The organism is Yersinia nurmii (assembly GCF_001112925.1).
In the GTDB taxonomy this organism is placed as follows: domain Bacteria; phylum Pseudomonadota; class Gammaproteobacteria; order Enterobacterales; family Enterobacteriaceae; genus Yersinia; species Yersinia nurmii.
Window position 1 is genome coordinate 307,448 of the sequence record NZ_CPYD01000004.1, and the last position, 23,648, is coordinate 331,095.

Below are 23,648 nucleotides of genomic sequence, written 5' to 3' on the forward strand. Positions count from 1 at the left end.
CCTTACCTTAGCGTCAGGCGGTTAGCGCGGCAATAATTTCATTGCTGCTACGAACGCGAGAAATACGCGGGAAAATGTGGCGGAAGCTGGCTTGATGCTGCTCGGTGTCCGATGCGCTACAGGCGTCTTCGGCAATTATCAGCTCGTAGCCGTGTTCCCAAGCGGAGCGGGCAGTGGATTCAACGCCGAGATTCGTAGCAATCCCACCCAGCACGATGGTTTTTATTCCGCGGCGGCGCAGTTGCAGATCCAGTTCCGTGCCGTAAAAAGCCCCCCATTGGCGTTTGGTCACCAGAATATCGCTATCGCGAACCATTAACTGCGGCGGAAATTCCCCCCAGTTCGCGGGTAAACTTCCCGCCGGGTTTGGGCGATCGACCGGCGGATGCAATACTTCGGCAAAATCTCCTGACCAGCCAACGCGGACCAAAAACACCGGAGCGCCCAATTGACGGAACTGTTCGGCTAGGTGTGCACCATTATTGACAACCTGTTCAGCACTGTAAGGGCCACCGGCGTAAGGCAAAATTCCCTGTTGCAGGTCGATCAGCACCAGTGCGCTGGTTTTTGCTTCAATTTTCATCATCTTTGGCCTCGAACATGAATGGGCTAAATGGGGTTTGTAGCCTCTGGTGCCTCCGAGTTTATGCCAACAAATGTTGCCGAACAGTCTTATCACGGGGATAATTTTGTTAAATGATGTGTTAAATCACCGTCGAGAGTGACTTTGTCGTACCTGACCTGTGCGTTCGCTCTTATCTATGCCATGAATTTCCTTTATAATGACCCCCTTTTTTCAACACTCTTTAATCCAAAATACCTATGCCAATCTATGAATATGCGTGTAGCGCGTGCCAACATCGATTAGAGAAACTACAAAAATTTTCTGATGCGCCACTGACAGACTGTCCGGCGTGTGGGAAACCTGCGTTATCGAAACAGATATCTGCGGCCGGTTTTCAGCTGAAAGGCACCGGCTGGTACGCCACTGATTTCAAACCGGGTGCCAAAAAACAGGGTTCACCAGAGTAAGGGTTCACCAGAATAATAGCCGCGCGAACAGTGCAGAACACTCGACGGGCGCGGCATCGGCTGAGTAAAAGGACATTGTATGCGTACTGAGTATTGCGGGCAGTTGAATCTGTCCCACGTGGGACAAAGCGTCACACTTTGTGGTTGGGTAAATCGTCGCCGTGACCTGGGTGGCCTGATTTTTATTGATATGCGCGATCGTGATGGCATCGTTCAGGTGTTCTTCGATCCTGACCATAAAGCGGCCTTTGAGCAGGCTTCTGAGCTGCGCAATGAGTTCTGCATTCAGATTACCGGTACTGTGCGTGCGCGTCCGGAAAGTCAGATCAATAAAGATATGTCTACCGGTGAAGTGGAAATCTTTGCTAATTCACTGAATATTATCAACCGTTCTGAGCCATTGCCGCTGGATTCCAACCAGATCAACAGCGAAGAACAGCGTTTGAAATATCGCTATCTGGATCTGCGTCGTCCGGAAATGGCCGACCGCTTGAAAACCCGCGCTAAAATCACCAGCTTTGTGCGCCGCTTTATGGACGATCACGGTTTCCTCGATATCGAAACCCCGATGCTGACCAAGGCGACGCCGGAAGGTGCGCGTGATTATCTGGTACCCAGCCGAGTTCATAAAGGCAAATTCTACGCGTTGCCTCAGTCTCCTCAGCTGTTCAAACAGTTGCTGATGATGTCCGGCTTCGACCGTTACTATCAGATCGTAAAATGTTTCCGTGATGAAGATTTGCGCGCCGATCGCCAGCCAGAATTTACCCAGATCGATGTGGAAACTTCCTTTATGAACGCCGATCAAGTGCGTGAAATCATGGAAAAAATGATTCGTCAGCTGTGGCAAACCACCAAAGGCGTTGATCTGGGTGATTTCCCGATCATGACTTTTGCGGAAGCTATGCGTCGTTTCGGTTCCGATAAACCGGATCTGCGTAACCCGTTGGAGCTGGTTGATGTTGCTGATTTAGTGAAAGACGTTGAATTTAAAGTGTTCTCCGGCCCGGCGAACGACGCGAAAGGTCGCGTTGCTGCTATTCGCGTTCCAGGTGGCGCGCAACTGACTCGTAAGCAGATCGACGAATACGGTCAGTTTGTCGGTATCTACGGTGCAAAAGGTCTGGCGTGGTTGAAAGTCAATGACCGTGCCGCCGGTATGGAAGGGGTGCAAAGCCCGATTGCCAAATTCCTTAGTCCGGAAGTGTTGGAGGCCATTCTGGCTCGCACTCAGGCTGAAAGCGGCGATATTCTGTTCTTCGGCGCAGACAGCTTCAAAATCGTTACCGATGCTATGGGGGCGCTGCGTCTGAAGCTGGGCCGCGATCTGGAACTGACTAAGCTGGATAGCTGGGAGCCGCTGTGGGTGGTTGATTTCCCAATGTTCGAAGACGACAGTGAAGGTGGCCTGACGGCGATGCACCACCCGTTCACCGCGCCGAAGGACATGAGCCCGGAAGAGCTGGCAGCGAACCCGACTTCTGCTATCGCTAACGCCTACGATATGGTGATTAACGGTTATGAAGTCGGCGGCGGTTCAGTGCGTATTCACCGCACCGAAATGCAGCAGCAGGTCTTTGGCATTCTGGGCATCAATGAACACGAACAGCGTGAGAAGTTCGGCTTCTTGCTGGATGCGCTGAAATTCGGTACTCCACCGCACGCCGGTCTGGCCTTTGGTCTGGATCGTCTGGTGATGTTGCTGACCGGTACGGATAACATTCGCGACGTGATTGCTTTCCCTAAAACGACCGCCGCGGCCTGTCTGATGACCGACGCGCCGAGTTTTGCCAATCCGGCCTCTTTGCAAGAGCTGTCGATCAGCGTCGTAGCGAAGAAAACCGCAACCGATACTCCGGCAGAAGAGAAAGAGTAATGAAATACAAACGCCCCGAGTCAATTTTGGCGCTGATTTATGCCCAATCTACGGGTCGGGTGCTGATGTTACAGCGGCGTGATGACCCTGAATTCTGGCAGTCGGTTACCGGCAGCTTGGAGGAAGGGGAATCCCCATTGTATGCCGCGCAGCGTGAAGTAAAGGAAGAAGTGGGCATTGATATTACAGGTGAAAACCTGACGCTGCTCGACTGTCAGCGCTGCGTGGAGTTTGAACTCTTCGCGCATTTCCGTCCTCGCTATGCACCGGGTACTACGCATAATAAAGAACACTGGTTCTGTCTGGCGTTACCCGAAGAGCGTGATGTCAAACTTACCGAACATCATGCGTACCAGTGGCTCAACTCGCCGGAAGCGGCGGCATTGACTAAGTCCTGGAGTAATAAGCTAGCGATTGAAGAGTTTGTTATTTATTAGGTCTAATTAGGCTATTTTCGGAGATTCTTATGGCAGGTCATAGTAAGTGGGCCAACACTAAACACCGCAAAGCGGCACAGGATGCCAAACGCGGTAAGATTTTCACCAAAATTATCCGTGAGCTGGTTACGGCTGCCAAATTAGGCGGTGGCGATCCGGCTGCTAACCCACGTTTGCGTGCGGCTATCGATAAAGCATTGTCCAATAACATGACGCGCGACACCCTGAACCGGGCTATTGCACGCGGCGTGGGCGGTGACGAAGATAACAACATGGAAACCATCATTTATGAAGGTTATGGTCCGGGTGGCACTGCGGTAATGGTTGAATGCCTGAGTGATAACCGTAACCGTACCGTATCTGAAGTTCGCCATGCCTTTACCAAAACCGGTGGTAACTTGGGTACCGATGGTTCCGTTTCTTATCTGTTCACCAAAAAAGGTGTGATTTCTTACGCGCCAGGTCTGGATGAAGATACGGTGATGGACGCGGCGCTGGAAGCCGGTGCCGATGATGTGACTGTATATGATGATGGTGCTATTGACGTGTTCACTGCGTGGGAATCTCTGGGTCAGGTAAAAGACGCGCTGGATGCGGCTGGTCTGGTGGCTGAAGCGGCGGAAGTGTCGCTTATCCCATCAACGAAAGCCGATTTGGATGCAGAGACTGCGCCAAAACTGCTGCGATTGATCGATATGCTGGAAGATTCTGACGACGTGCAAGAGGTTTACCATAACGGTGAGATCTCCGACGAAGTCGCTGCTACGCTGTAATGAGCGACAGTCAGCGTGATTCCGTGTAAGTCGTCGCGGTAACATAGTAAAGCAGTAAAGTCGCCGTGCTCATTATTGGGCACGGCCTATTTTTAGGTGGGTGTGGTTCCCAACGATAACGGATAAGGTGAAAACTGGTATGGCGATCGTATTAGGTATCGATCCCGGTTCTCGTGTCACCGGTTATGGCGTTATCCGCCAGGAAGGGCGTCAGCTGACCTATCTGGGCAGTGGTTGTATCCGAACCGTGGTGGACGACTTACCGACCCGGTTGAAATTGATTTACGCCGGTGTGACTGAAATCATTACTCAGTTCCACCCGGACTTTTTTGCCATTGAACAGGTGTTTATGGCAAAAAACGCTGATTCGGCGTTGAAGCTAGGACAGGCAAGAGGCGCGGCCATTGTTGCGGCGGTCAATCTGGATTTGCCGGTGTCTGAATACGCGGCAAGACAAGTGAAACAAACGGTCGTCGGCACAGGCGCGGCAGAGAAAAGCCAGGTACAACATATGGTGCGTTCGTTACTGAAGTTACCAGCTAATCCGCAGGCCGATGCCGCCGATGCTTTGGCGATTGCGATTACCCACTGTCATCTCAGCCAAAATACGGTGCGATTGGGGAATAACCAATTGGTCATGGCACGTGGTCGTTTGCGTTAATTTTGTGCAAAGGCGCGCAAAGACCCGATAAAGCCGGATTAATCGCTGAGGGCTGGATATCCATCCAGCCTTTTTTATGTTATAAACAGCTATAAAATATATTTATCGATATACCTGCCGGGCAAGGAGACAGTTAAGGTGATAGGGCGCATCAGAGGTATCATTCTGGAAAAACAGCCGCCGCTGGTGCTGCTGGAGACCAACGGGGTTGGCTATGAAATCCAACTGCCAATGACCTGTTTTTATGAACTGCCGGAGATTGGGCAGGAAGCCATTATCTTTACTCAGTTTATCGTACGGGAAGACGCGCAGTTACTCTATGGTTTCAATGATAAACAGGAACGTGCGTTATTCCGTGAACTGATCAAAGTCAACGGTGTTGGGCCAAAGCTGGCGCTGGCAATTCTGTCCGGTATGTCGGCACAGCAGTTTGTCAGCGCCGTTGAACGTGAAGAGATCACCACGCTGGTGAAACTGCCGGGCGTAGGAAAGAAAACCGCCGAGCGTTTGGTGGTGGAAATGAAAGACCGCTTCAAAGGCTTGAACGGCGATCTGTTTAATCATACCGGCGAGATCCCGTTGCCTACCACTTCGGCGCAGATTTCTGCCGCAGATGCGGAGGCAGAGGCCGCTTCAGCACTGGTGGCGTTGGGATACAAACCCCAGGAAGCCAGCCGTTTGGTCAGCAAAATTGCCAAGCCGGGCGCAGACTGTGAGACATTAATTCGTGACGCGTTGCGCGCAGCCTTATAGTGACAGCAAGAGGTAGAGGATGATTGAAGCAGACCGCCTGATTTCGGCTGGCGTTATCAGTGAAGAAGAGATCATTGACCGAGCGATTCGCCCCAAGCTATTAAGCGAATATGTCGGGCAGCCCCATGTCCGCGAGCAGATGGAAATCTTTATTCAGGCGGCGAAACAGCGCGGCGATGCGCTGGATCATTTGCTGATATTTGGCCCTCCGGGTCTAGGTAAAACTACGCTGGCTAATATCGTGGCTAACGAGATGGGCGTGAATCTGCGCACCACTTCCGGCCCGGTACTGGAAAAAGCTGGCGATCTGGCGGCGATGCTGACCAACCTTGAGCCTCATGACGTACTGTTCATTGATGAAATTCATCGCCTATCTCCGGTAGTCGAAGAGATTCTTTACCCGGCGATGGAAGATTATCAGTTGGACATCATGATCGGTGAGGGGCCAGCGGCGCGTTCGATCAAGCTGGATTTGCCGCCCTTTACTTTGATTGGAGCCACGACGCGTGCCGGTTCTCTGACTTCACCGTTGCGGGATCGCTTCGGGATTGTGCAGCGGCTGGAGTTTTATCAGGTCGCAGATCTGGAGCATATTGTCAGCCGTAGCGCCCAATGCCTCGGATTGGAATTAACGCCGGAAGGTGCCCATCAGCTGGCGCGTCGGTCACGGGGCACGCCGCGTATTACCAATCGCCTGCTGCGACGGGTTCGGGATTTCGCTGAAGTGAAAGCCGATGGTGCCATTAACGGCGATGTGGCGATGAAAGCCTTGGATATGCTGAATGTGGACGCGGAAGGCTTTGATTACATGGATCGTAAGCTATTGCTGGCGGTAATTGATAAGTTTATGGGGGGGCCGGTAGGGTTGGATAATCTGGCGGCGGCTATCGGGGAAGAGCGTGAAACCATCGAAGACGTGCTGGAACCTTATCTGATTCAGCAAGGTTTTATCCAACGGACTCCGCGTGGGCGTATTGCCACTCATCATGCCTACAAGCATTTTGGTATCGATCGAGAAGTGTAATGTTGTTAGCGGCGGAGTCTTGCCTGAATGAGGCAGCTCCGCCGAATGAGTTTACCTGAATTAGGTTTTAAACCGTGGCTTTCTCAGCTACTGGCGTATTCACCATTCGGTTCAACCATGGAATCATCAGCCCCATCACGACTGCAATCCCTAGCGTAGTCAAGCCTATCTTACCGAACACATCGGTGTAGATAGGCAGGGTCTCCAATGGGTCGGTAATGCCTTCCGGGGTTGCGGTGAAGGTCGCAACGTAGCCACCAATCAGGAAGGATGCTGCCTGTGTCAGGAACCACATCCCCAGAATAAAGCCCATCAAATACTGTGGTACTAACGCCGCGACCATCGCCAAGCCCAAAGCGCTAATCATTAATTCCCCGAGACTCTGGAATAGATAAACCAGAACGATAAACCAAGGTGATGTCAGGCCCTGGGCATCGGCAAACCACATCCCTGCTGCCGCCGCGGTCAAAAATCCCAGTGAGCATAAGAACATGCCCAAAGTGAATTTGGCTGGCATAGTCAGATCTCTTCCTTTACTACCAAAACGAGTATAGAGGCTGGCGAGAATAGGGCTGGCAACTACCACCCAAAACGGATTGAGTGCCTGGAAACTGACTGGATTAATGGCAAAACCCAGTATTTCGTGATGAACATTATTAATTGCAAAGAAGTTCAGCGAGGTTGGCATCTGCGCGTACAGCACGTAGAAAACAATAGCTTCCAACATCAGAATAAAGGCCACAAACATCTTATTGCGCCCCAAGGTATCCTGCTTGAACGCTTCTTTGAAGAAAATGAAAACTACCACTAATGACAGCACGATTAACACCAGATTGGCGATCATGACGTGATTCATCAGCCAGGCACAAACAAATACCATGACGACCGTACCGGCTAGCACCAGAAACAGATTTTTCCAGTTTAGTGGCTGGGTGTCAGGCTCGGACCCTATATGGCGAACCATATGACGGCAGCAGAAATAAACCAGCAAAGCAAAGATCAGGCCGATACCGCATAGATAGTAAGTGACGGTGTAACCATAACGTTCGGCGATAATTGGGGCTAACGACAGAGAAAGTAATGAACCGACGTTAATTGACATATAGAACAGGGTAAAAGCGCCGTCCAAACGCGGATCTTTTGGCGGATAGCACTTAGACAATAAGCTAGCAGGATTGGCTTTAAACAAACCATTCCCAACGGCAATAATTCCTAAGGCGATAAAAATCAGATTAGGCTGGTACAAGGATAAACCGGTAGCGAAGTAACCAATGGCGAGCACCACTGCACCCAGGACCATGGTGCGCTTAGTTCCCAGTAAATGATCGCCGACGTAGCCACCAATAGAAATCAGGCCATAAACCAAAGCGGCAAAAGCCCCGAAAGTCACAAATGCTTGTTCTTGCGAGAAGCCTAGCTGTTTAACAAAGAAAACCGCGAGAATGCCCTGCACGCCGTAGTAGCCAAACCTTTCCCACAGTTCGACAAAGAAGATCATAAAGAAAGGTTTGGGCTGCTGTAATAAACCGGTTGGTGTGGGTTTATCCATGATGGTTTGCCTCTGAATAATCGTTATGAGTGAGTAAGGTGCGCACAAATCCGTCCCGGCGCGAGAAAGAAAGCCGAATAGAATAGTGAAAGTGTTTTCTCAAAAAGCAACGACGGCAGAGTATTACACTGGATGAATATTATGTTTGTGGCTGATCACACTAATTAAAACTTAACGGATGGTTTTTGTATCCGACATGTTTATTTTGTGCGGAATTTTATCAAATGCAGAATGTTATCAAATGCAGAAAAAGAGAAGCGAAATAACCCCGGCTAAGCAGTTATGCCAATAAGGTTATCTCGGAGAAAAGTGAATATAAGGAAAAATACGATATAAATAAGTGGGTTAAATAAAAGGTAAGAAGTAAGAAGTAAGAAGTAAATATAAACGCGACGGAGGGAGCGGTGAACCGGCTCCCTCCGTCGAGCTTTATCCTCTAGGCTTTTGCGAGAGGCTGAGCACAAACATCACCGCGGCGCAGAGAACCACGGATGGACCGGCTGGCGTATCGTAAAGCGCAGAGAAGGCTAGACCGCCGGTTACAGCGAGAATGCCAATCACCACGGCTATCCCGGCCATTTGCTCCGGTGTGCGAGCAAAACGACGGGCGGCGGCGGCGGGAATGATTAGCAATGACGTGATGATCAGTGCGCCGACAAATTTCATTGATAAACCAATGGTCAGCGCGGTAATGAGCATCAATAGCATTTTGACGCGCTGTAGATTAACCCCGTCAACGTGTGCCAGTTCAGGGCTAATGGTCATCGATAACAACGGCCGCCACTGCCAGCACAGCACCAGTAATACCACGGCAACGCCGATGGCAATCATCCAGATATCATTTAGGGTGACTGAAAGCAGGTCGCCAAACAGATAGGCCATCAGGTCGACCCGTACATTTGACATTAGGCTGACGACAACGAGACCGAGCGATAATGCGCTGTGCGCCATGATGCCGAGTAAGGTGTCGACGGCCAACTGCGGGCGACGTTCCAGCCACACGAGAACCAGAGCCAATATCAGCGTCATGGCGATCACGGCGTAAAACGGATTCACATTCAACAGCAAGCCAAATGCCACGCCGAGTAGCGAGGCGTGAGCCAAAGTATCACCGAAATAAGACATTCGACGCCAAACCACAAATGACCCCAGTGGGCCAGCGGCGCAGGCAAGCAGTACACCCGCTAACCAGCCGGGTAAAAGTAATTCGATCATGCGTCACGGCTCCCTGGATTTTTTAGAATAATTTTGCCATGCAAATCGTGACGATGATTATGGTGATGACGGTAAACGGCCAGTTTTTCGGCACCGCGATTGCCGAACATAGCGATAAATTCTGGATGGGTAGAAACCACTTCTGGCGCGCCAGAGCAGCAAATATGTTGGTTAAGGCATAATACTTCGTCGGTTTTCGCCATAACCAGATGCAGATCGTGGGACACCATCAGTACGCCGCAGCCCAGTTCGGTACGCAGCTGTTCAATCAGATCGTACAGCGCTAGCTGCCCGTTGACATCGACACCCTGTGTTGGTTCATCCAGCACCAGTAACTGAGGCTTATTCAGCAAAGCTCTGGCTAGCAGCACCCGCTGATTTTCTCCGCCAGACAGTTTCTGCATGGGCTGATCTAATAAATGGGCAGCATGGACGCGTTTCAGTGCCGGTAAAATATCTGCTTGCTTCACACCGGGTTTAAGGCGCATAAAACGGCTCACCGTCAGCGGTAGAGTGGCGTCCAGATGTAATTTTTGCGGCACATAGCCAATACGTAATCCAGGCTCCCGCACCACGGAACCGCCGGTAGGGGCGATCAATCCCAGTACCACACGAACCAGCGTCGATTTTCCCGCGCCGTTTGGCCCAAGCAGCGTGAGGATTCTTCCCGGCTGTAATGAGAGGGAAATATCAGCGAGTACCCGCCGATTCCCGAAGGTAACGGATATTTTGTTCAGACTTACCAATGTGGACATGATGATTACGTTTGCAGAATTAAGTGAATGTTATAATATTACGCTTTTCCAGTGAAAAGGACGAGATAACTTACCATGTTCAAGAGAAATAACGTTATGTTACAAAAAAACCAATGGCTACGAAGAACCTTATTAGCCAGCGCCGTTTTGATGGCAGGTGTGGTACATAGCGCATCAGCAGCGGTAGTAACCTCCGTCCGTCCGTTGGGATTTATTGCGGCTTCTATCGCTGACGGCGTGCTACCAACGGAGGTTTTACTGCCCGATGGCGCTTCGCCACACGATTATGCCCTTCGTCCGTCCGATGTCCAGCGTTTACGTCAGGCTGAGCTGGTAATTTGGGTGGGACCGGAAATGGAGGCCTTTCTGAGCAAGCCATTGACGCAAGTCCCTGCCAGCAAACAGATTGCTGTTTCCCAATTGCCCCAGGTTTCAGCGCTTTTAATGAAAGGTGACGAGCATGATGAACATGAGGGTGAGCATGATGCGCATCATGATGATCATGCAGCGAATAATGATGAACATGGGCATCACCACGGTGAGTACAACATGCATGTTTGGCTTTCGCCAGAGATTGCTAAGTTGACGGCAATTGCTATTCACGACCGATTATTGGAACTTATGCCACAAAATCGGGACAAACTAGATGCAAACCTGCGCCGATTCGAGGATCAACTAGCGCAAAGCGACAAAAAAATTGCTAATATGCTGAAGCCTGTGCAGGGTAAGGGATATTTTGTTTTTCATGATGCCTATGGCTACTTTGAAAAACACTTTGGCTTGGCTCCATTGGGTCACTTTACAGTCAACCCCGAAATACAACCCGGCGCACAGCGTTTACATCAAATTCGAACACAGTTGGTTGAGCAAAAGGCGGTATGCGTTTTTGCTGAGCCACAATTCAGGCCGGCCGTAATTAATGCCGTTGCCAAGGGAACTCAGGTGCGTTCAGGCACGCTGGATCCATTGGGTAGCGGCATCGCATTGGATAAAGATAGCTACACAGAGTTTCTGTCTCAGTTGTCTAATCAATACGTGAGCTGCCTGAAGTGAGACTTATAAGGATACTCATAAGTGCAGCAGATAGTCCGAACTATCGCTCTGGCGTATAACAACTTACCGCGGCCCCATCGAGTGATGCTGGGGTCGTTGACCGTAATGACCTTGGCCGTTGCCGTTTGGCGGCCATTTGTTTATCACCCAGAACACGATCCCATTGCGAAAAGCGTTATTCTTGATACCAGCCAGGCGAGGATTCTGGCTCCCGAGGCCAGTGAACCGCTAGACCAACCGAGTCCGGACGATGAGATTCCTCAGGACGAACTGGACGCTAAAGATGTTAATGAAAGTGGCGTTCATGAATATGTGGTTTCTACCGGCGATACCCTTGGCAATATTCTGACTCAGTACGGCATCGAGATGTCCGATGTGGCGTTACTGGCTTCGCAAAATCGCGACCTGCGTAATCTGAAGATCGGGCAGCAAATCTCTTGGACGGTGAACGATTCCGGCGACTTACAACGCCTGACTTGGGAAGTGTCTCGCCGTGAGACGCGGACTTACGATCGCGTTGGCAATACTTTTAAAGAAACCAAAGAGCTGCAAAAGGGTGAGTGGCGTAACAGCGTACTGACCGGTCGCTTGGACGGCAGTTTCGTTAATAGCGCTAAGAAAGCTGGGTTGAACAACTCGGAAATCCGCGCTGTGACTAAAGCCTTACAGTGGCAGTTAGATTTCAGTAAATTGCGCAAAGGCGACCAGTTCGCCGTGCTGATGTCGCGTGAAGTGCTCGACGGGCGCAGTGAGCAAAGCCAACTGGTCGGCGTGCGTATGCGCTCTGGCGGCAAAGATTACTATGCTATTCGCGCCGAAGACGGCAAGTTCTATGATCGTCAGGGTTCCGGTTTGGCCCGTGGCTTTATGCGTTTCCCAACCATGAAGCAGTTCCGCGTCTCTTCCAACTTTAATCCACGTCGTATTAACCCGGTTACCGGTCGTGTTGCGCCGCACAAAGGCGTCGATTTTGCTATGCCGGTCGGTACTCCGGTACTGGCGGTGGGCGATGGCGAAGTCGTGATTGCGAAACGCAGCGGCGCGGCGGGCAACTATGTGGCTATTCGTCACGGTCGCCAGTACACCACGCGTTATATGCATTTGAAAAAGCTGCTGGTTAAACCCGGTCAAAAAGTGAAACGGGGCGATCGTATCGCGCTGTCTGGTAATACCGGTCGTTCCACTGGCCCGCATTTGCACTATGAATTCTGGATCAACCAGCAGGCGGTTAACCCGCTGACGGCTAAACTGCCTCGTTCCGAAGGATTGAGCGGTAAAGATCGTAGCGATTATCTGGCTATTGCGAAAGAAGTCATCCCGCAGTTGCAGCTCGACTAGCCGGTAATTCCTCTCAGGAATTCTTGAGAGGAATAAATAAAATCTAATGTGGTCGTTATGGTGATATTCATTGTAACGGCCACGTTGGTTATCAACAGATCAGGTATTTCAGCCTGATATCAGTTTTTACAGTCAGAAGGACAATTGCATTCTTTATCTTCGCAATTATGATTAGCTGATTGGCCTATTCGAAGAGTTTCCTGATGCAAAAAGAGAAGAACGACAGCGCGGGTTTTATTCCGGTATTCCAAAAATCATTCCTTCATCCGCGTTTTTGGGGCGTATGGCTAGGTATTGGCGTGATGGCCGCGCTGGCTTATTTACCGGCAAGAATTCGCGATCCTTTTTTAGCCAGTGTAGGCCGTCTGGCCGGTAAATTCGCCAAAGGCGCTCGTCGGCGGGCGCGGATAAACCTTCTTTATTGTTTGCCGAATATCAGTGAGACCGAGCGTGAGCAAATTATCGATGAGATGTTTGCCACCGCGCCACAGCCGATGATGCTGATGGCCGAACTGTGTTTCCGCGATCCTAAGCACGTGTTGTCCCGTGTTCATTGGCACGGTGAATCTGTTTTAGATGAACTCCAGCAACAAGGGCGCAACGTTATCCTGCTGGTGCCCCACGCGTGGTCTATCGATATTCCCGCCATGTTATTGGCCGGGCAGGGGAAACCGGTCGCCGGAATGTTCCATCATCAGCGCAACCCGCTGGTGGATTATCTGTGGAATAGCGCTCGCCTGCGTTTTGGTGGTCGCATTCATGCTCGCGAAAGCGGCATAAAGCCTTTTATCAGCTCTGTGCGTCAGGGGTATTGGGGCTATTATCTGCCGGATGAAGATTACGGCGCAGAGCAGAGCGAGTTCGTTGATTTCTTCTCGACCTATAAAGCCACGCTGCCTGCGGTAGGACGTTTGATGAAAGTGTGCCGTGCGGCCATTGTGCCGATGTTTCCTGTTTATAATTACCGTGAACATCGTTTGGATATTTATATTCGTCCACCAATGGATGATTTAGCGGATGCGGATGACGCTTACATTGCTCGTCGCATGAACGAAGAAGTTGAGGCTTTGGTTAGCCCTAATCTGGAGCAGTACACCTGGATTTTGAAACTGCTGAAAACCCGTAAAGAAGGTGAAATCGAGCCTTACGTACGCAAGGACCTATAATCCTGCGTGAGCGGAACAGGAACATGGGTTTAGTAGTGAAATAAGATGCAGATAAAGAAAAAGCCAGTCAACTTAGCGCTGACTGGCTTTTTTATTGGTGCAGAATAATTATTCCACGCGAATAATACGGCTGGTGTTAGTGGTACCTATGGTCCCCATCACATCGCCTTGAGTGACGATAACCAGATCGCCAGAAACCAGGAAGCCTTTATCACGCAGGCAGTTAACCGCTTCATTGGCTGCCACTACGCCATCGGTGTGGTTGGCGCAATAAACCGGCGTGACGCCGCGATAGATCGCGGTCAGGTTCAGCGTATGCTCATGACGAGACATAGCAAAGATCGGTAAACCTGAGCTGATACGCGACATCATTAAGGCAGTACGACCAGATTCGGTCATGGCAATGATCGCCGTGATACCTTTTAGGTGGTTAGCTGCGTACATCGTGGACATCGCGATGGCTTCTTCGACGTTATCGAATTGCACATCTAAACGGTGCTTGGAAACGTTAATGCTTGGGATTTTCTCTGCACCCAAACAGACTCGCGCCATAGCGGCTACGGTTTCAGCCGGATATTGACCCGCCGCCGTTTCTGCTGACAGCATCACCGCATCGGTTCCGTCCAACACGGCGTTTGCTACGTCCATGACTTCAGCGCGGGTTGGCATTGGGTTGGTGATCATTGATTCCATCATCTGCGTGGCGGTAATGACCGCACGGTTCAGCTGACGGGCACGACGAATTAGCTTTTTCTGGATACCGACCAGCTCTGGATCGCCAATTTCTACACCTAAATCGCCACGGGCAACCATGACCACGTCAGAGGCGAGGATGATGTCATCCATCGCTTCGTCAGTGGCTACGGCTTCGGCACGTTCGACTTTGGAGACAATTTTCGCGTTACAGCCAGCATCGCGCGCCAAACGGCGGGCATAATGCAAATCTTCGCCAGTTCGCGGGAAGGAGACGGCCAGATAATCGACGCCAATTTTTGCGGCAGTCACAATATCGGCTTTGTCTTTCTCGGTCAGCGCTTCAGCGGATAAACCACCGCCCAGTTTGTTGATGCCTTTATTGTTGGAGAGAGGGCCGCCGACGGTGACTTCGGTGAACACTTTCATGCCCTGAACTTCCAGCACTTTGAGCTGAACGCGGCCGTCATCGAGCAATAGAATATCGCCCGGCACCACGTCTGCAGGTAATCCTTTGTAATCGATACCGACTTTATCTTTGTCGCCTTCGCCTTTACCCAGATTGGCGTCTAACAAGAATTTATCGCCAATATTCAGGAAGACTTTACCTTCCTTGAAGGTGGATACACGGATTTTTGGCCCTTGTAAGTCGCCAAGAATTGCCACGTGACGCCCCAAACGAGCGGCGATTTCGCGCACTTTATTGGCGCGTAACATGTGGTCTTCAGCGGTGCCGTGGGAAAAATTCAGGCGGACTACGTTTGCACCCGCAGCAATAACCTTTTCCAGGTTATTATCGCGGTCGGTAGCCGGCCCCAGTGTGGTAACAATCTTGGTCCTTCTGAGCCGTCTGGACATGCATTACTCCGTTGACTTGTGAAGCATTGGTGTTGTTAAAACTGCGGATAATTAACCCTAGAGCAAAATGTCACTGAGTGATGAGTTTTACTCTGAAATTGTGTCATCCAAATTAACCGCATGCGAATGTAGAAACGATAGCTGTGTCATAGGTTATCGGCGCAAAACTGAAATAAATCAGTCTTAAGCGATATTTTTAGCGTCGGGCGTTTATTCAATCAGGCCCTGTAAAGACGCGCCTTTATCAAAGCGCGATTCTTTCAACGCTTCTTTGACCCGCTTCAAGTTATCCCTGAATTTGTCGCCGCGGCGTAAAGTAAATCCGGTTGCCAGTACGTCAATCAGCGTCAGTTGAGCAATTCGTGACACCATCGGCATATAAACATCGGTATCTTCCGGGACGTCCAGCAGCAATGGCAGCGTTGCCTCGTGTGCCAGCGGCGTGTCTCGCGAGGTAATGGCAATAACGGTCGCATCGTTCTCGCGTGCCAAGCGGGCCATTTCTACCAAGTTCTTGGTACGGCCAGTGTGGGAGATCAGCACCACGACGTCACCTTCACCGGAGTTCATGCAACTCATGCGCTGCATGACGATATCATCGAAATAAATGACCGGGATATTGAAGCGGAAAAATTTATTCATTGCATCATGGGCGACGGCGGCGGAAGCGCCCAGGCCAAAGAAGGAAATTTTCTTGGCTTGAGTCAGTAAGTCCACCGCCCGATTTATCGCTGCAATATCCAGATTGGTTTTCACCATATCTAGACTGGCCATCGTCGATTCGAAAATCTTACCTGTATAGGCAGCAACACTATCATCTTCTTCGACGTTACGGTTCACATAAGGTGTGCCATTTGCCAGACTTTGGGCTAAATGCAGTTTAAAATCAGGGAAGCCTTTGGTATCCAGACGGCGACAGAAACGATTAACCGTTGGTTCGCTAACGTTGGCCATTTTCGCCAGCGTGGCGATACTAGAGTGAATGGCAGTTTGTGGGGAGGCAAGGATCACCTCGGCGACTTTCCTTTCAGATTTGCTCAGGAGGTCCAGATTATTTTGGATCTTTTCCAGCGTATTCATATAACGAGAGTCACCCATGGGTTTTGTCGATTTCATTCAAAGGAGAAATCTATGCCGGTTTAATGGAAATATACTACGAGCCGGGACCCGTTGGCAGAGGCATTGATGAGGAAGCAGCCCTTTTTCATCAGAATATGACCTGTGTCTAATTTTCAGAATGGTAAAAGACGATCAAAAAAGTCATAAAATTACATTTTCATCTGACGCCGCCTTATTTGACGGGGCTTAGCGCCTGACAGGATGTTTTGTAACCGTTTTTATCGCCTTTTTATCCGGGTTTACTGGCTATAGTCAAAGAGAGTACATTATAGATGTAAGAAAATTACAAATATCCTGCAACGAGGAGAAACACATGGCGGTAACTAATACAGCCCAGGCATGCGACCTGGTTATTTTCGGCGCTAAAGGTGATCTGGCACGCCGAAAGCTGCTGCCTTCCCTTTACCAGTTAGAGAAAGCGGGTCATATCCATCCTGATACACGCATTATCGGTGTAGGTCGGGCTGACTGGGATAAAGACGCGTATATCAGCGTGGTGAAGGAAGCCCTCGACACCTTCATGAAAGAAAAGCTGGATGACGAACTTTGGCAGAAGCTCAGCAGCCGACTGGATTTCTGTAATCTGGATGTCAACGACAGCAAGCACTTTGCTAAATTGGGCAAAATGCTCGATCAAAAAAACCGCACTACCATTAACTACTTTGCCATGCCGCCAAGTACTTTCGGTGCCATTTGCAAAGGTTTAGGCGAAGCCAAGCTGAATAAAGAACCGGCGCGCGTAGTGATGGAAAAACCTTTGGGAACCGATTTGGCGTCCTCACGGGTCATTAATGATCAGGTTGCTGAATACTTTAACGAGTGTCAGGTTTACCGTATCGACCACTATTTAGGTAAAGAAACGGTTCTAAACCTGTTGGCGCTGCGTTTTGCCAACTCACTGTTTGCTTCCAACTGGGATAACCGCACTATCGATCACGTGCAGATTACCGTTGCGGAAGAAGTGGGTATCGAAGGCCGTTGGGGTTACTTCGATCAGGCTGGTCAGATGCGAGATATGATTCAAAACCATTTGCTGCAAATTTTGACCATGATCGCTATGTCGCCACCGGCAGATTTGACCACCGACCGTATTCGCGATGAAAAAGTGAAAGTGCTGCGTTCACTGCGCCGTATCGATCAGACCAACGTGCGTGAGACCACGGTTCGCGGTCAGTACACCGCCGGTTTCGTTCAGGGTCATAAAGTACCGGGCTATCTGGAAGAGGAAGGGGCGAATAAGAGTAGTAATACCGAAACCTTCGTGTCTATCCGCGTGGATATTGATGACTGGCGTTGGGCCGGCGTGCCGTTCTACCTGCGTACCGGTAAACGTTTGCCGACCAAATGTTCGGAAGTAGTGGTGTACTTTAAAAACCCCGCGCTGAACCTGTTCCGCGAATCTTACCAACAGTTGCCGCAGAACAAGCTGACCATTCGTTTACAGCCGGACGAAGGCATTGAGATTCAGGTGTTGAATAAAGTGCCGGGTCTGGATCATAAGCACCGCTTGCAAACGACTAAGCTGGACTTGAGTTTCTCCGAGACTTTCAACGAAGAGCATATCGCTGATGCCTATGAACGTTTGTTGCTGGAAACCATGCGCGGTATTCAGGCGTTGTTTGTGCGTCGTGATGAAGTGGAAGAAGCTTGGAAATGGGTTGATTCCATCATGGAAGCTTGGGCGGCGGATAATGAAGCGCCGAAGCCTTACCAATCCGGTACTTGGGGGCCTGTCGCCTCAGTAGCCATGATTACTCGCGATGGTCGTTCATGGAACGAATTCGAGTAATCGCTTAACAGCATAACTATCAGTAACCTCACTACCCCGGTGCCACAGGCACCGCCGGCCGCTGACCGGCGGGGTAGTGCATCCATCAGGGAATGCCTGGATGAACTCACGGACGGAGCACCTGCGCGATTATAAGGGCCATTCAAAGGCTTAGTTCTGATTTTGTTTCATGGTAGGCAGTATTGAAGAGGCGGGTCACTTTCCGTGGGTCTTCGGCTGGGTGCCATTTTTTAACCGATGCCTTGACGGCAACCAACATAGCCCTGAATGGATAGGCATCAAGCCTACAGCAGACGGCATAAGTGGAGATAACGACCGATGAAAAGCTGGAAAACGAGCGCAGAACAGATTATGACCGCAGGTCCGGTGGTCCCGGTGATTGTCATCAATAAACTTGAACAGGCGGTGCCTTTGGCTAAAGCGTTGGTTGCCGGTGGTGTGCGCGTACTGGAGGTGACTTTACGTACCCCATGTGCAGTTGAAGCGATTCGCGCCATTGCGCGGGAAGTACCTGAAGCGATTATTGGCGCCGGTACCGTGCTGAATCCTGAGCAATTGGCAGCCGTGACCGAAGCGGGCGCCCAGTTTGCTATTAGCCCTGGCTTAACCGCCGATCTGTTGCAGGCGGCCACCGCAGGTACGATTCCATTGATTCCAGGTATTAGTACTGTTTCAGAATTGATGCTAGGCATGAGTTACGGTCTGAAAGAGTTCAAATTCTTCCCAGCGGAAGCCAACGGTGGCGTGAAGGCGCTACAGGCTATCGGCGGCCCGTTCTCTCAGGTTCGCTTCTGCCCAACCGGTGGTATCACGCCAAATAATTACCGTGATTATTTAGCGCTGAAGAGTGTCTTATGTATCGGCGGCTCTTGGTTAGTTCCGGCCGATGCGCTGGAAACAGGTGATTATGCTCGCATAACCGAGCTGGCGAAACAGGCCGTAGAAGGCGCAGCGGCATAAGCTGTCTAAGCCCCTGAACCGGCGAGATAATTTCTGCTTTTTGCTAGAATCGAAAACCCCCATAATTTGGGGGTTTTGTATTTTTGAAATAACTAAATTACTCTTTTTTAAACTTTTTTCTCTCTAATTTTTTCAAATTGGCGGTTTGCTTTCTATTTTTGCCTATGGTACAAATAGCTCAGTTAATTATTCTAATTTGATGAGGATTTGAGGCAAATCGCACTCGGTTTCACGAAATATGTGCGGCTAAAAAAGAGAAAACATTATGATTAAAACTAACGGAATTACTCTCAAAACTTCTACCTGCCAACTCTTCCTGTCTGCCATTCTGGCCAGTGAGCATCACTGGTGCAGCGAGCTTTAGCGTCACTCTCCCTTAACCGGCGCGGCATTTAACTCCGCATAATCCGGGCATAGCATTTTTTATACGCCAAGTGAGTATCTATTTCTTACGGCCTGTACACGTCTGCGATCTGTGATTTCAGCTTGTGCATGAGGATAACCGTAACAAATAGACCTTAGCGTGCGTTTTCGCGTGTTAGGAGAGATTTTATGATTTATTGGATTTTTTTAGGCTTAGCTATTGTTGCAGAAATTATTGGTACCCTTTCAATGAAATACGCCAGCGTCAGCGGCGAATTAACCGGCCATTTGGTGATGTATGTGATGATCACGGGTTCGTACATTTTATTGGCGATGGCGATTAAGAAAGTGGCACTGGGTGTGGCTTACGCGCTGTGGGAAGGGATCGGGATTCTGATTATTACCCTGTTTAGCGTGCTGTGGTTTGGTGAAACGCTGTCTCCGTTGAAAATCGCCGGTTTGGTGACCTTGGTCGGGGGAATTATGCTGGTTAAATCCGGTACCCGTAAGCCAAAAAAATCGGGTCAGGGCGGTGGTATCAAGCTCCCCGGAGCGCTAAAAGCCAAAGTCACTGGCCAGCCGACATTAACGGTTAAGTCAGGTGGGGATCATGCAACAGCTTGAGTTTTACCACATTGGCTTTTTGATTCTGGCGGTGATTTTAGAAATTCTTGCTAACATTCTGTTGAAAATGTCAGACGGCTTCCGTCGGGTTTGGTTAGGGATTCTCTCCCTGCTGTCGGTGCTCGGGGCGTTCAGCGCTTTAGCGCAGGCGGTAAAAGGTATCGATCTTTCGGTGGCTTACGCGTTATGGGGCGGTTTTGGTATTGCCGCTACCGTCGCGGCCGGTTGGATTTTGTTTAACCAGCGATTGAATTATAAAGGCTGGATTGGTCTGATTCTGCTGCTGGCTGGTATGGTGATGATTAAAATGGCGTAACACCGAGAAACTCATTGATTCAGAGATAAACTACAAAAAAGTCACATAGAAATGACATAAAAACAAAAGGGTAGCCGGTGAATGCGGGCTACCCTTTTTACGATTTAACGCGCGGCGATAATTTTAATTTCAACTTTATACTGAGGATTCATCAACTTAGCCTGCACGGTGCAGCGTACCGGTGCGCTGCCGTCAACCACCCAAGCATCCCAGGCGGCGTTCATACCGGCAAAATCTGCGGCGTCGGCCAGAAAAATGGTTGCATCGAGGATTTTGCTCTTGCTTGAACCCAGATGATTCAGCAGCATATCGATAGCGGCCAGCGTATTGGCCGTTTGCGCGGTAATGTCAGCGTCCAGATTTTCCGGCACGCCGGTGTAATAAATAGTGTCGTTATGCACCACCGCATCTGACCAGCGTTTTTCTGGGTTAATTCGTTCAATGCTCATTCTCACTCCTCTGTGTGAATATCATTATCTGCTATCTCTATAAGGGTAACATAAGTGATCGCGATAATGTGTGTGGTGCCTCAGCCTCATGCTTGGCATAATCAGCGCTGATTTGATTCGGTAGAGAGAAAGTGTGACAGACGATTTTGCAATAGACGGCGCTTTAGCGCAGGCGATAACCGGTTTTAACCCACGAGAGTCACAGCGTCAGATGGCGCAGGCGATCGGCGAAGCCATTACGGCCAAACAACAATTGGTGGTGGAAGCCGGTACCGGTACTGGCAAAACCTATGCTTATCTGGCACCGGCGCTGCGTGCAGACTGCAAAGTCATCATTTCTACTGGTTCTAAAGCCTTGCAGGATCAGCTGTATTCTCGCGATCTGCCTACGGTCGCCACAGCGTTGAAATATAAAGGCAAACTGGCGTTGCTGAAAGGACGCTCCAACTATTTGTGTCTGGAACGGTTGGAACAGCAAACTCTGGCTGGCGGTGAGCTGGCGGGAGAAACGCTGGTGGATTTAGTCCATTTGCGCGGCTGGTCATCGCAAACGGTAGACGGAGATATCAGCACCTGCGGCGATGTGGCGGAAGACAGTTTCGTCTGGCCGTTAGTCACGAGTACCAATGATAACTGTCTGGGCAGTGATTGCCCGGCTTATCAGGACTGCTTTGTGGTGAAAGCGCGCCGCCGCGCGATGGATGCGGATGTGGTGGTGGTTAACCATCACTTATTCCTGGCGGATATGGTGGTGAAAGAAAGCGGTTTTGCCGAGCTGATCCCCAGCGCTGACGTAATGATTTTCGATGAGGCCCATCAGATTCCTGATATCGCCAGCCAGTATTTCGGCCAGCAGCTCACTAGCCGCCAGTTGATGGACTTGGCTAAAGATATCACCATTGCCTATCGCACCGAGGTGCGAGATTCGGTACAGCTACAAAAAAGCGCCGACCGACTAAGCCAAAGTGCGCAGGATTTCCGATTGGTGCTTGGCGATCCTGGATTCCGTGGCAATCTGCGAGACGTGCTCCAGCAACCGGCGATCCAGCGGGCTTTGCTGCTGTTAGACGATGCTTTAGAGCTGTGCTATGACGTGATGAAGCTGTCGCTAGGTCGCTCCGCCATGCTGGATGCGGCCTTCGAGCGAGCCACGTTGTATCGCAACCGTTTGAAACGACTGAAAGAAGTTACCACTCCGGGTTATAGCTATTGGTATGAATGTAATGCGCGTCATTTCGTGCTGGCTCTCACGCCCCTGTCGGTTTCCGATCGTTTCCGCGAGTTAATAGAAGAAAAAGCCGGTACCTGGATTTTCACTTCGGCCACCTTATCGGTGAACGATCAGCTCGGGCATTTTACTCAACGTCTCGGTTTAACCGATGCCAAAACCCTACTGCTACCCAGCCCGTTTGACTACGCCAATCAGGCATTGTTGTGCGTACCGCGAAATTTGCCCAATGCCAATGAGCCGGGTGGGGCACGTAAATTGGCGCAAATGCTTAAACCCTTGATTGATGCTAATCAGGGGCGCTGTTTTTTCCTCTGTACTTCTCATCAGATGATGCGTGGTCTAGCGGAAGAGTTTCGCGCCAGCATGACGTTGCCAGTGCTGGTACAGGGGGAAACCAGTAAAGGCCAGTTATTGGCCCAGTTTGTTGCTGCCGGTAATGCGTTACTGGTTGCAACCAGCAGTTTCTGGGAAGGGGTAGACGTGCGCGGCGATGCGCTCTCCTGCGTGATTATCGACAAATTGCCCTTTACTTCACCGGACGATCCGCTATTGAAAGCGCGGATTGAAGACTGCCGTTTGCGCGGCGGTGATCCATTCAACGACGTGCAGTTACCCGATGCGGTGATTACTCTGAAACAGGGCGTTGGGCGTTTGATTAGGGATATTGACGATCGCGGCGTGTTGGTGATCTGTGATAACCGTCTGGTGATGCGGCCTTATGGCGCGGTATTCCTCAATAGCCTGCCGCCCACGCCGCGTACACGTGATTTAACCAAAGCCATCGCTTTCCTGAAACGGCAGGAGTGAGGGTAAAGCCTTGTGGGGTGTGGTATTATGCGCGCCCTGTGTTGAATATAGATTCTTTTTCCTGCCGAGGTTGGCATGTCCACGCGAATTTTAGCGATCGATACCGCAACAGAAGCCTGTTCTGTTGCACTCTGGAACGACGGCGCGATCCACGCCCATTTTGAACTTTGTGCCAGAGAACACACTCAGCGAATTCTTCCGCTGGTGCAGCAAGTTTTAACCGAATCCAATGTAGCGTTAACTCAGTTGGACGCGCTCGCCTTTGGGCGCGGGCCGGGCAGTTTTACCGGTGTGCGTATTGGCATCGGTATCGGGCAAGGATTGGCGTTGGGTGCCAATCTGCCGATGATTGGCGTTTCCACGCTGCAAACCATGGCGCAAGGTGCATTTCGTTTAATCGGGGCAACTCGCGTATTAGCGGCAATTGATGCGCGTATGGGCGAAGTGTATTGGGGGCAGTTTGAACGCCAGACTGACGGTAGCTGGTTAGGCGAAGAAACTGAAGCGGTTCTGACACCGGTGCAAGTACAAGAGATGACACAGGATTTGAGTGGCGATTGGGCTTTTGTCGGCACCGGTTGGCAGACTTATCCCGATCTGGTCGCGGGCAGTACGGCTACATTGACTGATGGGCAAATGTTGTTGCCGCAGGCGGAAGATATGCTGCCTCTGGCTATTCAACAGTGGAACAACGGTGCGGCTTTACCGGTTGAACAGGCTGAACCGGTTTACCTGCGTAATGAAGTGACTTGGAAAAAGTTACCCGGACGATAAAATATGGCAACTTGTCTCTGAATTACTGGTCTT

23 protein-coding genes are annotated in these 23,648 nt (G+C 50.5%); 16 read left to right on the top strand and 7 right to left on the bottom strand.

Going from position 1 to position 23,648, the window contains the following annotated elements; genetic code table 11:
• Nucleotides 1–13: 13 nt before the first annotated feature.
• Nucleotides 14–583, bottom strand: coding sequence for a hydrolase (locus AD970_RS07490; protein WP_157045480.1), 570 nt, complete (start codon nucleotides 581–583; stop codon nucleotides 14–16).
• A 239-nt stretch (nucleotides 584–822) separates the two neighbouring features.
• Between AD970_RS07490 and AD970_RS07495 the strand changes: the two genes are divergently transcribed.
• From AD970_RS07495 to ruvB, 7 genes are all read left to right on the top strand, one after another.
• Nucleotides 823–1,032, top strand: a complete 210-nt coding sequence (locus AD970_RS07495; RefSeq protein ID WP_049597679.1) for an FmdB family zinc ribbon protein — start codon at nucleotides 823–825, stop codon at nucleotides 1,030–1,032.
• A gap of 79 nt (nucleotides 1,033–1,111) precedes the next feature.
• The gene (gene aspS / locus AD970_RS07500; RefSeq protein WP_049597680.1) at nucleotides 1,112–2,908 is read left to right on the top strand and encodes an aspartate--tRNA ligase; all 1,797 of its coding nucleotides are present in this window, start codon (nucleotides 1,112–1,114) and stop codon (nucleotides 2,906–2,908) included.
• On the top strand, nucleotides 2,908–3,345 hold the full coding sequence (gene nudB, locus AD970_RS07505; protein ID WP_049597681.1) for a dihydroneopterin triphosphate diphosphatase: 438 nt from the start codon (nucleotides 2,908–2,910) through the stop codon (nucleotides 3,343–3,345). The genes aspS and nudB overlap by 1 nt, the downstream gene beginning before the upstream one ends.
• Nucleotides 3,346–3,374: 29 nt before the next feature.
• Entirely contained in the window at nucleotides 3,375–4,118 is a 744-nt protein-coding gene (locus tag AD970_RS07510) for a YebC/PmpR family DNA-binding transcriptional regulator (RefSeq protein WP_049597682.1), read from the top strand.
• Between the two features lie 139 nt (nucleotides 4,119–4,257).
• Nucleotides 4,258–4,779, top strand: coding sequence for a crossover junction endodeoxyribonuclease RuvC (ruvC, locus tag AD970_RS07515; protein ID WP_049597683.1), 522 nt, complete (start codon nucleotides 4,258–4,260; stop codon nucleotides 4,777–4,779).
• 138 nt (nucleotides 4,780–4,917) lie between these two features.
• Nucleotides 4,918–5,532 (top strand): Holliday junction branch migration protein RuvA, encoded by a 615-nt coding sequence (gene ruvA, locus AD970_RS07520; RefSeq protein ID WP_049597684.1) that lies wholly within the window; start codon nucleotides 4,918–4,920, stop codon nucleotides 5,530–5,532.
• Nucleotides 5,533–5,551: 19 nt separating this feature from the next.
• Nucleotides 5,552–6,556, top strand: a complete 1,005-nt coding sequence (gene ruvB / locus AD970_RS07525) for a Holliday junction branch migration DNA helicase RuvB (RefSeq protein WP_049597685.1) — start codon at nucleotides 5,552–5,554, stop codon at nucleotides 6,554–6,556.
• A 67-nt stretch (nucleotides 6,557–6,623) separates the two neighbouring features.
• On the opposite strand, the gene dtpB is transcribed toward ruvB, so the two are convergent.
• The 3 genes from dtpB to znuC all read right to left on the bottom strand — a co-directional run bounded on the left by dtpB (nucleotide 6,624) and on the right by znuC (nucleotide 10,075).
• The gene (gene dtpB / locus AD970_RS07530) at nucleotides 6,624–8,105 is read right to left on the bottom strand and encodes a dipeptide/tripeptide permease DtpB (protein WP_049597686.1); all 1,482 of its coding nucleotides are present in this window, start codon (nucleotides 8,103–8,105) and stop codon (nucleotides 6,624–6,626) included.
• A gap of 429 nt (nucleotides 8,106–8,534) precedes the next feature.
• A complete protein-coding gene (gene znuB / locus AD970_RS07535) occupies nucleotides 8,535–9,320 on the bottom strand; it encodes a zinc ABC transporter permease subunit ZnuB (RefSeq protein WP_049597687.1) in 786 nt (261 codons plus the stop codon).
• Nucleotides 9,317–10,075 (bottom strand): zinc ABC transporter ATP-binding protein ZnuC, encoded by a 759-nt coding sequence (gene znuC, locus AD970_RS07540; protein WP_049597688.1) that lies wholly within the window; start codon nucleotides 10,073–10,075, stop codon nucleotides 9,317–9,319. The genes znuB and znuC overlap by 4 nt, the downstream gene beginning before the upstream one ends.
• 96 nt (nucleotides 10,076–10,171) lie before the next feature.
• On the opposite strand from znuC, the gene znuA reads away from it, so the two are divergent.
• From znuA to lpxM, 3 genes are all read left to right on the top strand, one after another.
• Entirely contained in the window at nucleotides 10,172–11,128 is a 957-nt protein-coding gene (gene znuA / locus AD970_RS07545; protein ID WP_049597689.1) for a zinc ABC transporter substrate-binding protein ZnuA, read from the top strand.
• A 21-nt stretch (nucleotides 11,129–11,149) separates the two neighbouring features.
• Nucleotides 11,150–12,466 carry a murein DD-endopeptidase MepM gene (gene mepM, locus AD970_RS07550; protein WP_049597690.1) on the top strand — a complete coding sequence of 439 codons (1,317 nt, stop codon included), beginning with the start codon at nucleotides 11,150–11,152 and terminating at the stop codon, nucleotides 12,464–12,466.
• Nucleotides 12,467–12,669: 203 nt separating this feature from the next.
• A complete protein-coding gene (lpxM, locus tag AD970_RS07555; protein ID WP_049597691.1) occupies nucleotides 12,670–13,632 on the top strand; it encodes a lauroyl-Kdo(2)-lipid IV(A) myristoyltransferase in 963 nt (320 codons plus the stop codon).
• 108 nt (nucleotides 13,633–13,740) lie between these two features.
• Here lpxM and pyk read toward each other — a convergent pair whose 3' ends face one another.
• Complete coding sequence (gene pyk / locus AD970_RS07560; protein WP_049597692.1) at nucleotides 13,741–15,183, bottom strand: pyruvate kinase; 1,443 nt, start codon at nucleotides 15,181–15,183, stop codon at nucleotides 13,741–13,743.
• A gap of 210 nt (nucleotides 15,184–15,393) precedes the next feature.
• Nucleotides 15,394–16,281 carry a MurR/RpiR family transcriptional regulator gene (locus AD970_RS07565; RefSeq protein WP_456294427.1) on the bottom strand — a complete coding sequence of 296 codons (888 nt, stop codon included), beginning with the start codon at nucleotides 16,279–16,281 and terminating at the stop codon, nucleotides 15,394–15,396.
• 334 nt (nucleotides 16,282–16,615) lie between these two features.
• On the opposite strand from AD970_RS07565, the gene zwf reads away from it, so the two are divergent.
• The 4 genes from zwf (at nucleotide 16,616) to mdtI (ending at nucleotide 20,354) form a co-directional block, all read left to right on the top strand.
• A complete protein-coding gene (zwf, locus tag AD970_RS07570; protein ID WP_049597693.1) occupies nucleotides 16,616–18,091 on the top strand; it encodes a glucose-6-phosphate dehydrogenase in 1,476 nt (491 codons plus the stop codon).
• 318 nt (nucleotides 18,092–18,409) lie between these two features.
• Nucleotides 18,410–19,051, top strand: coding sequence for a bifunctional 4-hydroxy-2-oxoglutarate aldolase/2-dehydro-3-deoxy-phosphogluconate aldolase (locus tag AD970_RS07575; RefSeq protein WP_049597694.1), 642 nt, complete (start codon nucleotides 18,410–18,412; stop codon nucleotides 19,049–19,051).
• Nucleotides 19,052–19,603: 552 nt separating this feature from the next.
• The gene (gene mdtJ / locus AD970_RS07580) at nucleotides 19,604–20,038 is read left to right on the top strand and encodes a multidrug/spermidine efflux SMR transporter subunit MdtJ (RefSeq protein ID WP_049597695.1); all 435 of its coding nucleotides are present in this window, start codon (nucleotides 19,604–19,606) and stop codon (nucleotides 20,036–20,038) included.
• Nucleotides 20,025–20,354, top strand: a complete 330-nt coding sequence (gene mdtI / locus AD970_RS07585) for a multidrug/spermidine efflux SMR transporter subunit MdtI (RefSeq protein WP_049597696.1) — start codon at nucleotides 20,025–20,027, stop codon at nucleotides 20,352–20,354. The genes mdtJ and mdtI overlap by 14 nt, the downstream gene beginning before the upstream one ends.
• A 104-nt stretch (nucleotides 20,355–20,458) precedes the next feature.
• Here mdtI and AD970_RS07590 read toward each other — a convergent pair whose 3' ends face one another.
• Nucleotides 20,459–20,803: a RidA family protein gene (locus tag AD970_RS07590; protein ID WP_049597697.1), complete on the bottom strand. Its 345-nt coding sequence runs from the start codon at nucleotides 20,801–20,803 to the stop codon at nucleotides 20,459–20,461.
• Nucleotides 20,804–20,936: 133 nt separating this feature from the next.
• Here AD970_RS07590 and AD970_RS07595 point away from each other — a divergent pair, with 133 nt between their 5' ends.
• Together AD970_RS07595 and tsaB are read left to right on the top strand one after the other, a co-directional pair.
• On the top strand, nucleotides 20,937–22,841 hold the full coding sequence (locus AD970_RS07595; protein WP_049597698.1) for an ATP-dependent DNA helicase: 1,905 nt from the start codon (nucleotides 20,937–20,939) through the stop codon (nucleotides 22,839–22,841).
• 75 nt (nucleotides 22,842–22,916) lie between these two features.
• Entirely contained in the window at nucleotides 22,917–23,615 is a 699-nt protein-coding gene (tsaB, locus tag AD970_RS07600) for a tRNA (adenosine(37)-N6)-threonylcarbamoyltransferase complex dimerization subunit type 1 TsaB (RefSeq protein WP_049597699.1), read from the top strand.
• Nucleotides 23,616–23,648: the final 33 nt, after the last annotated feature.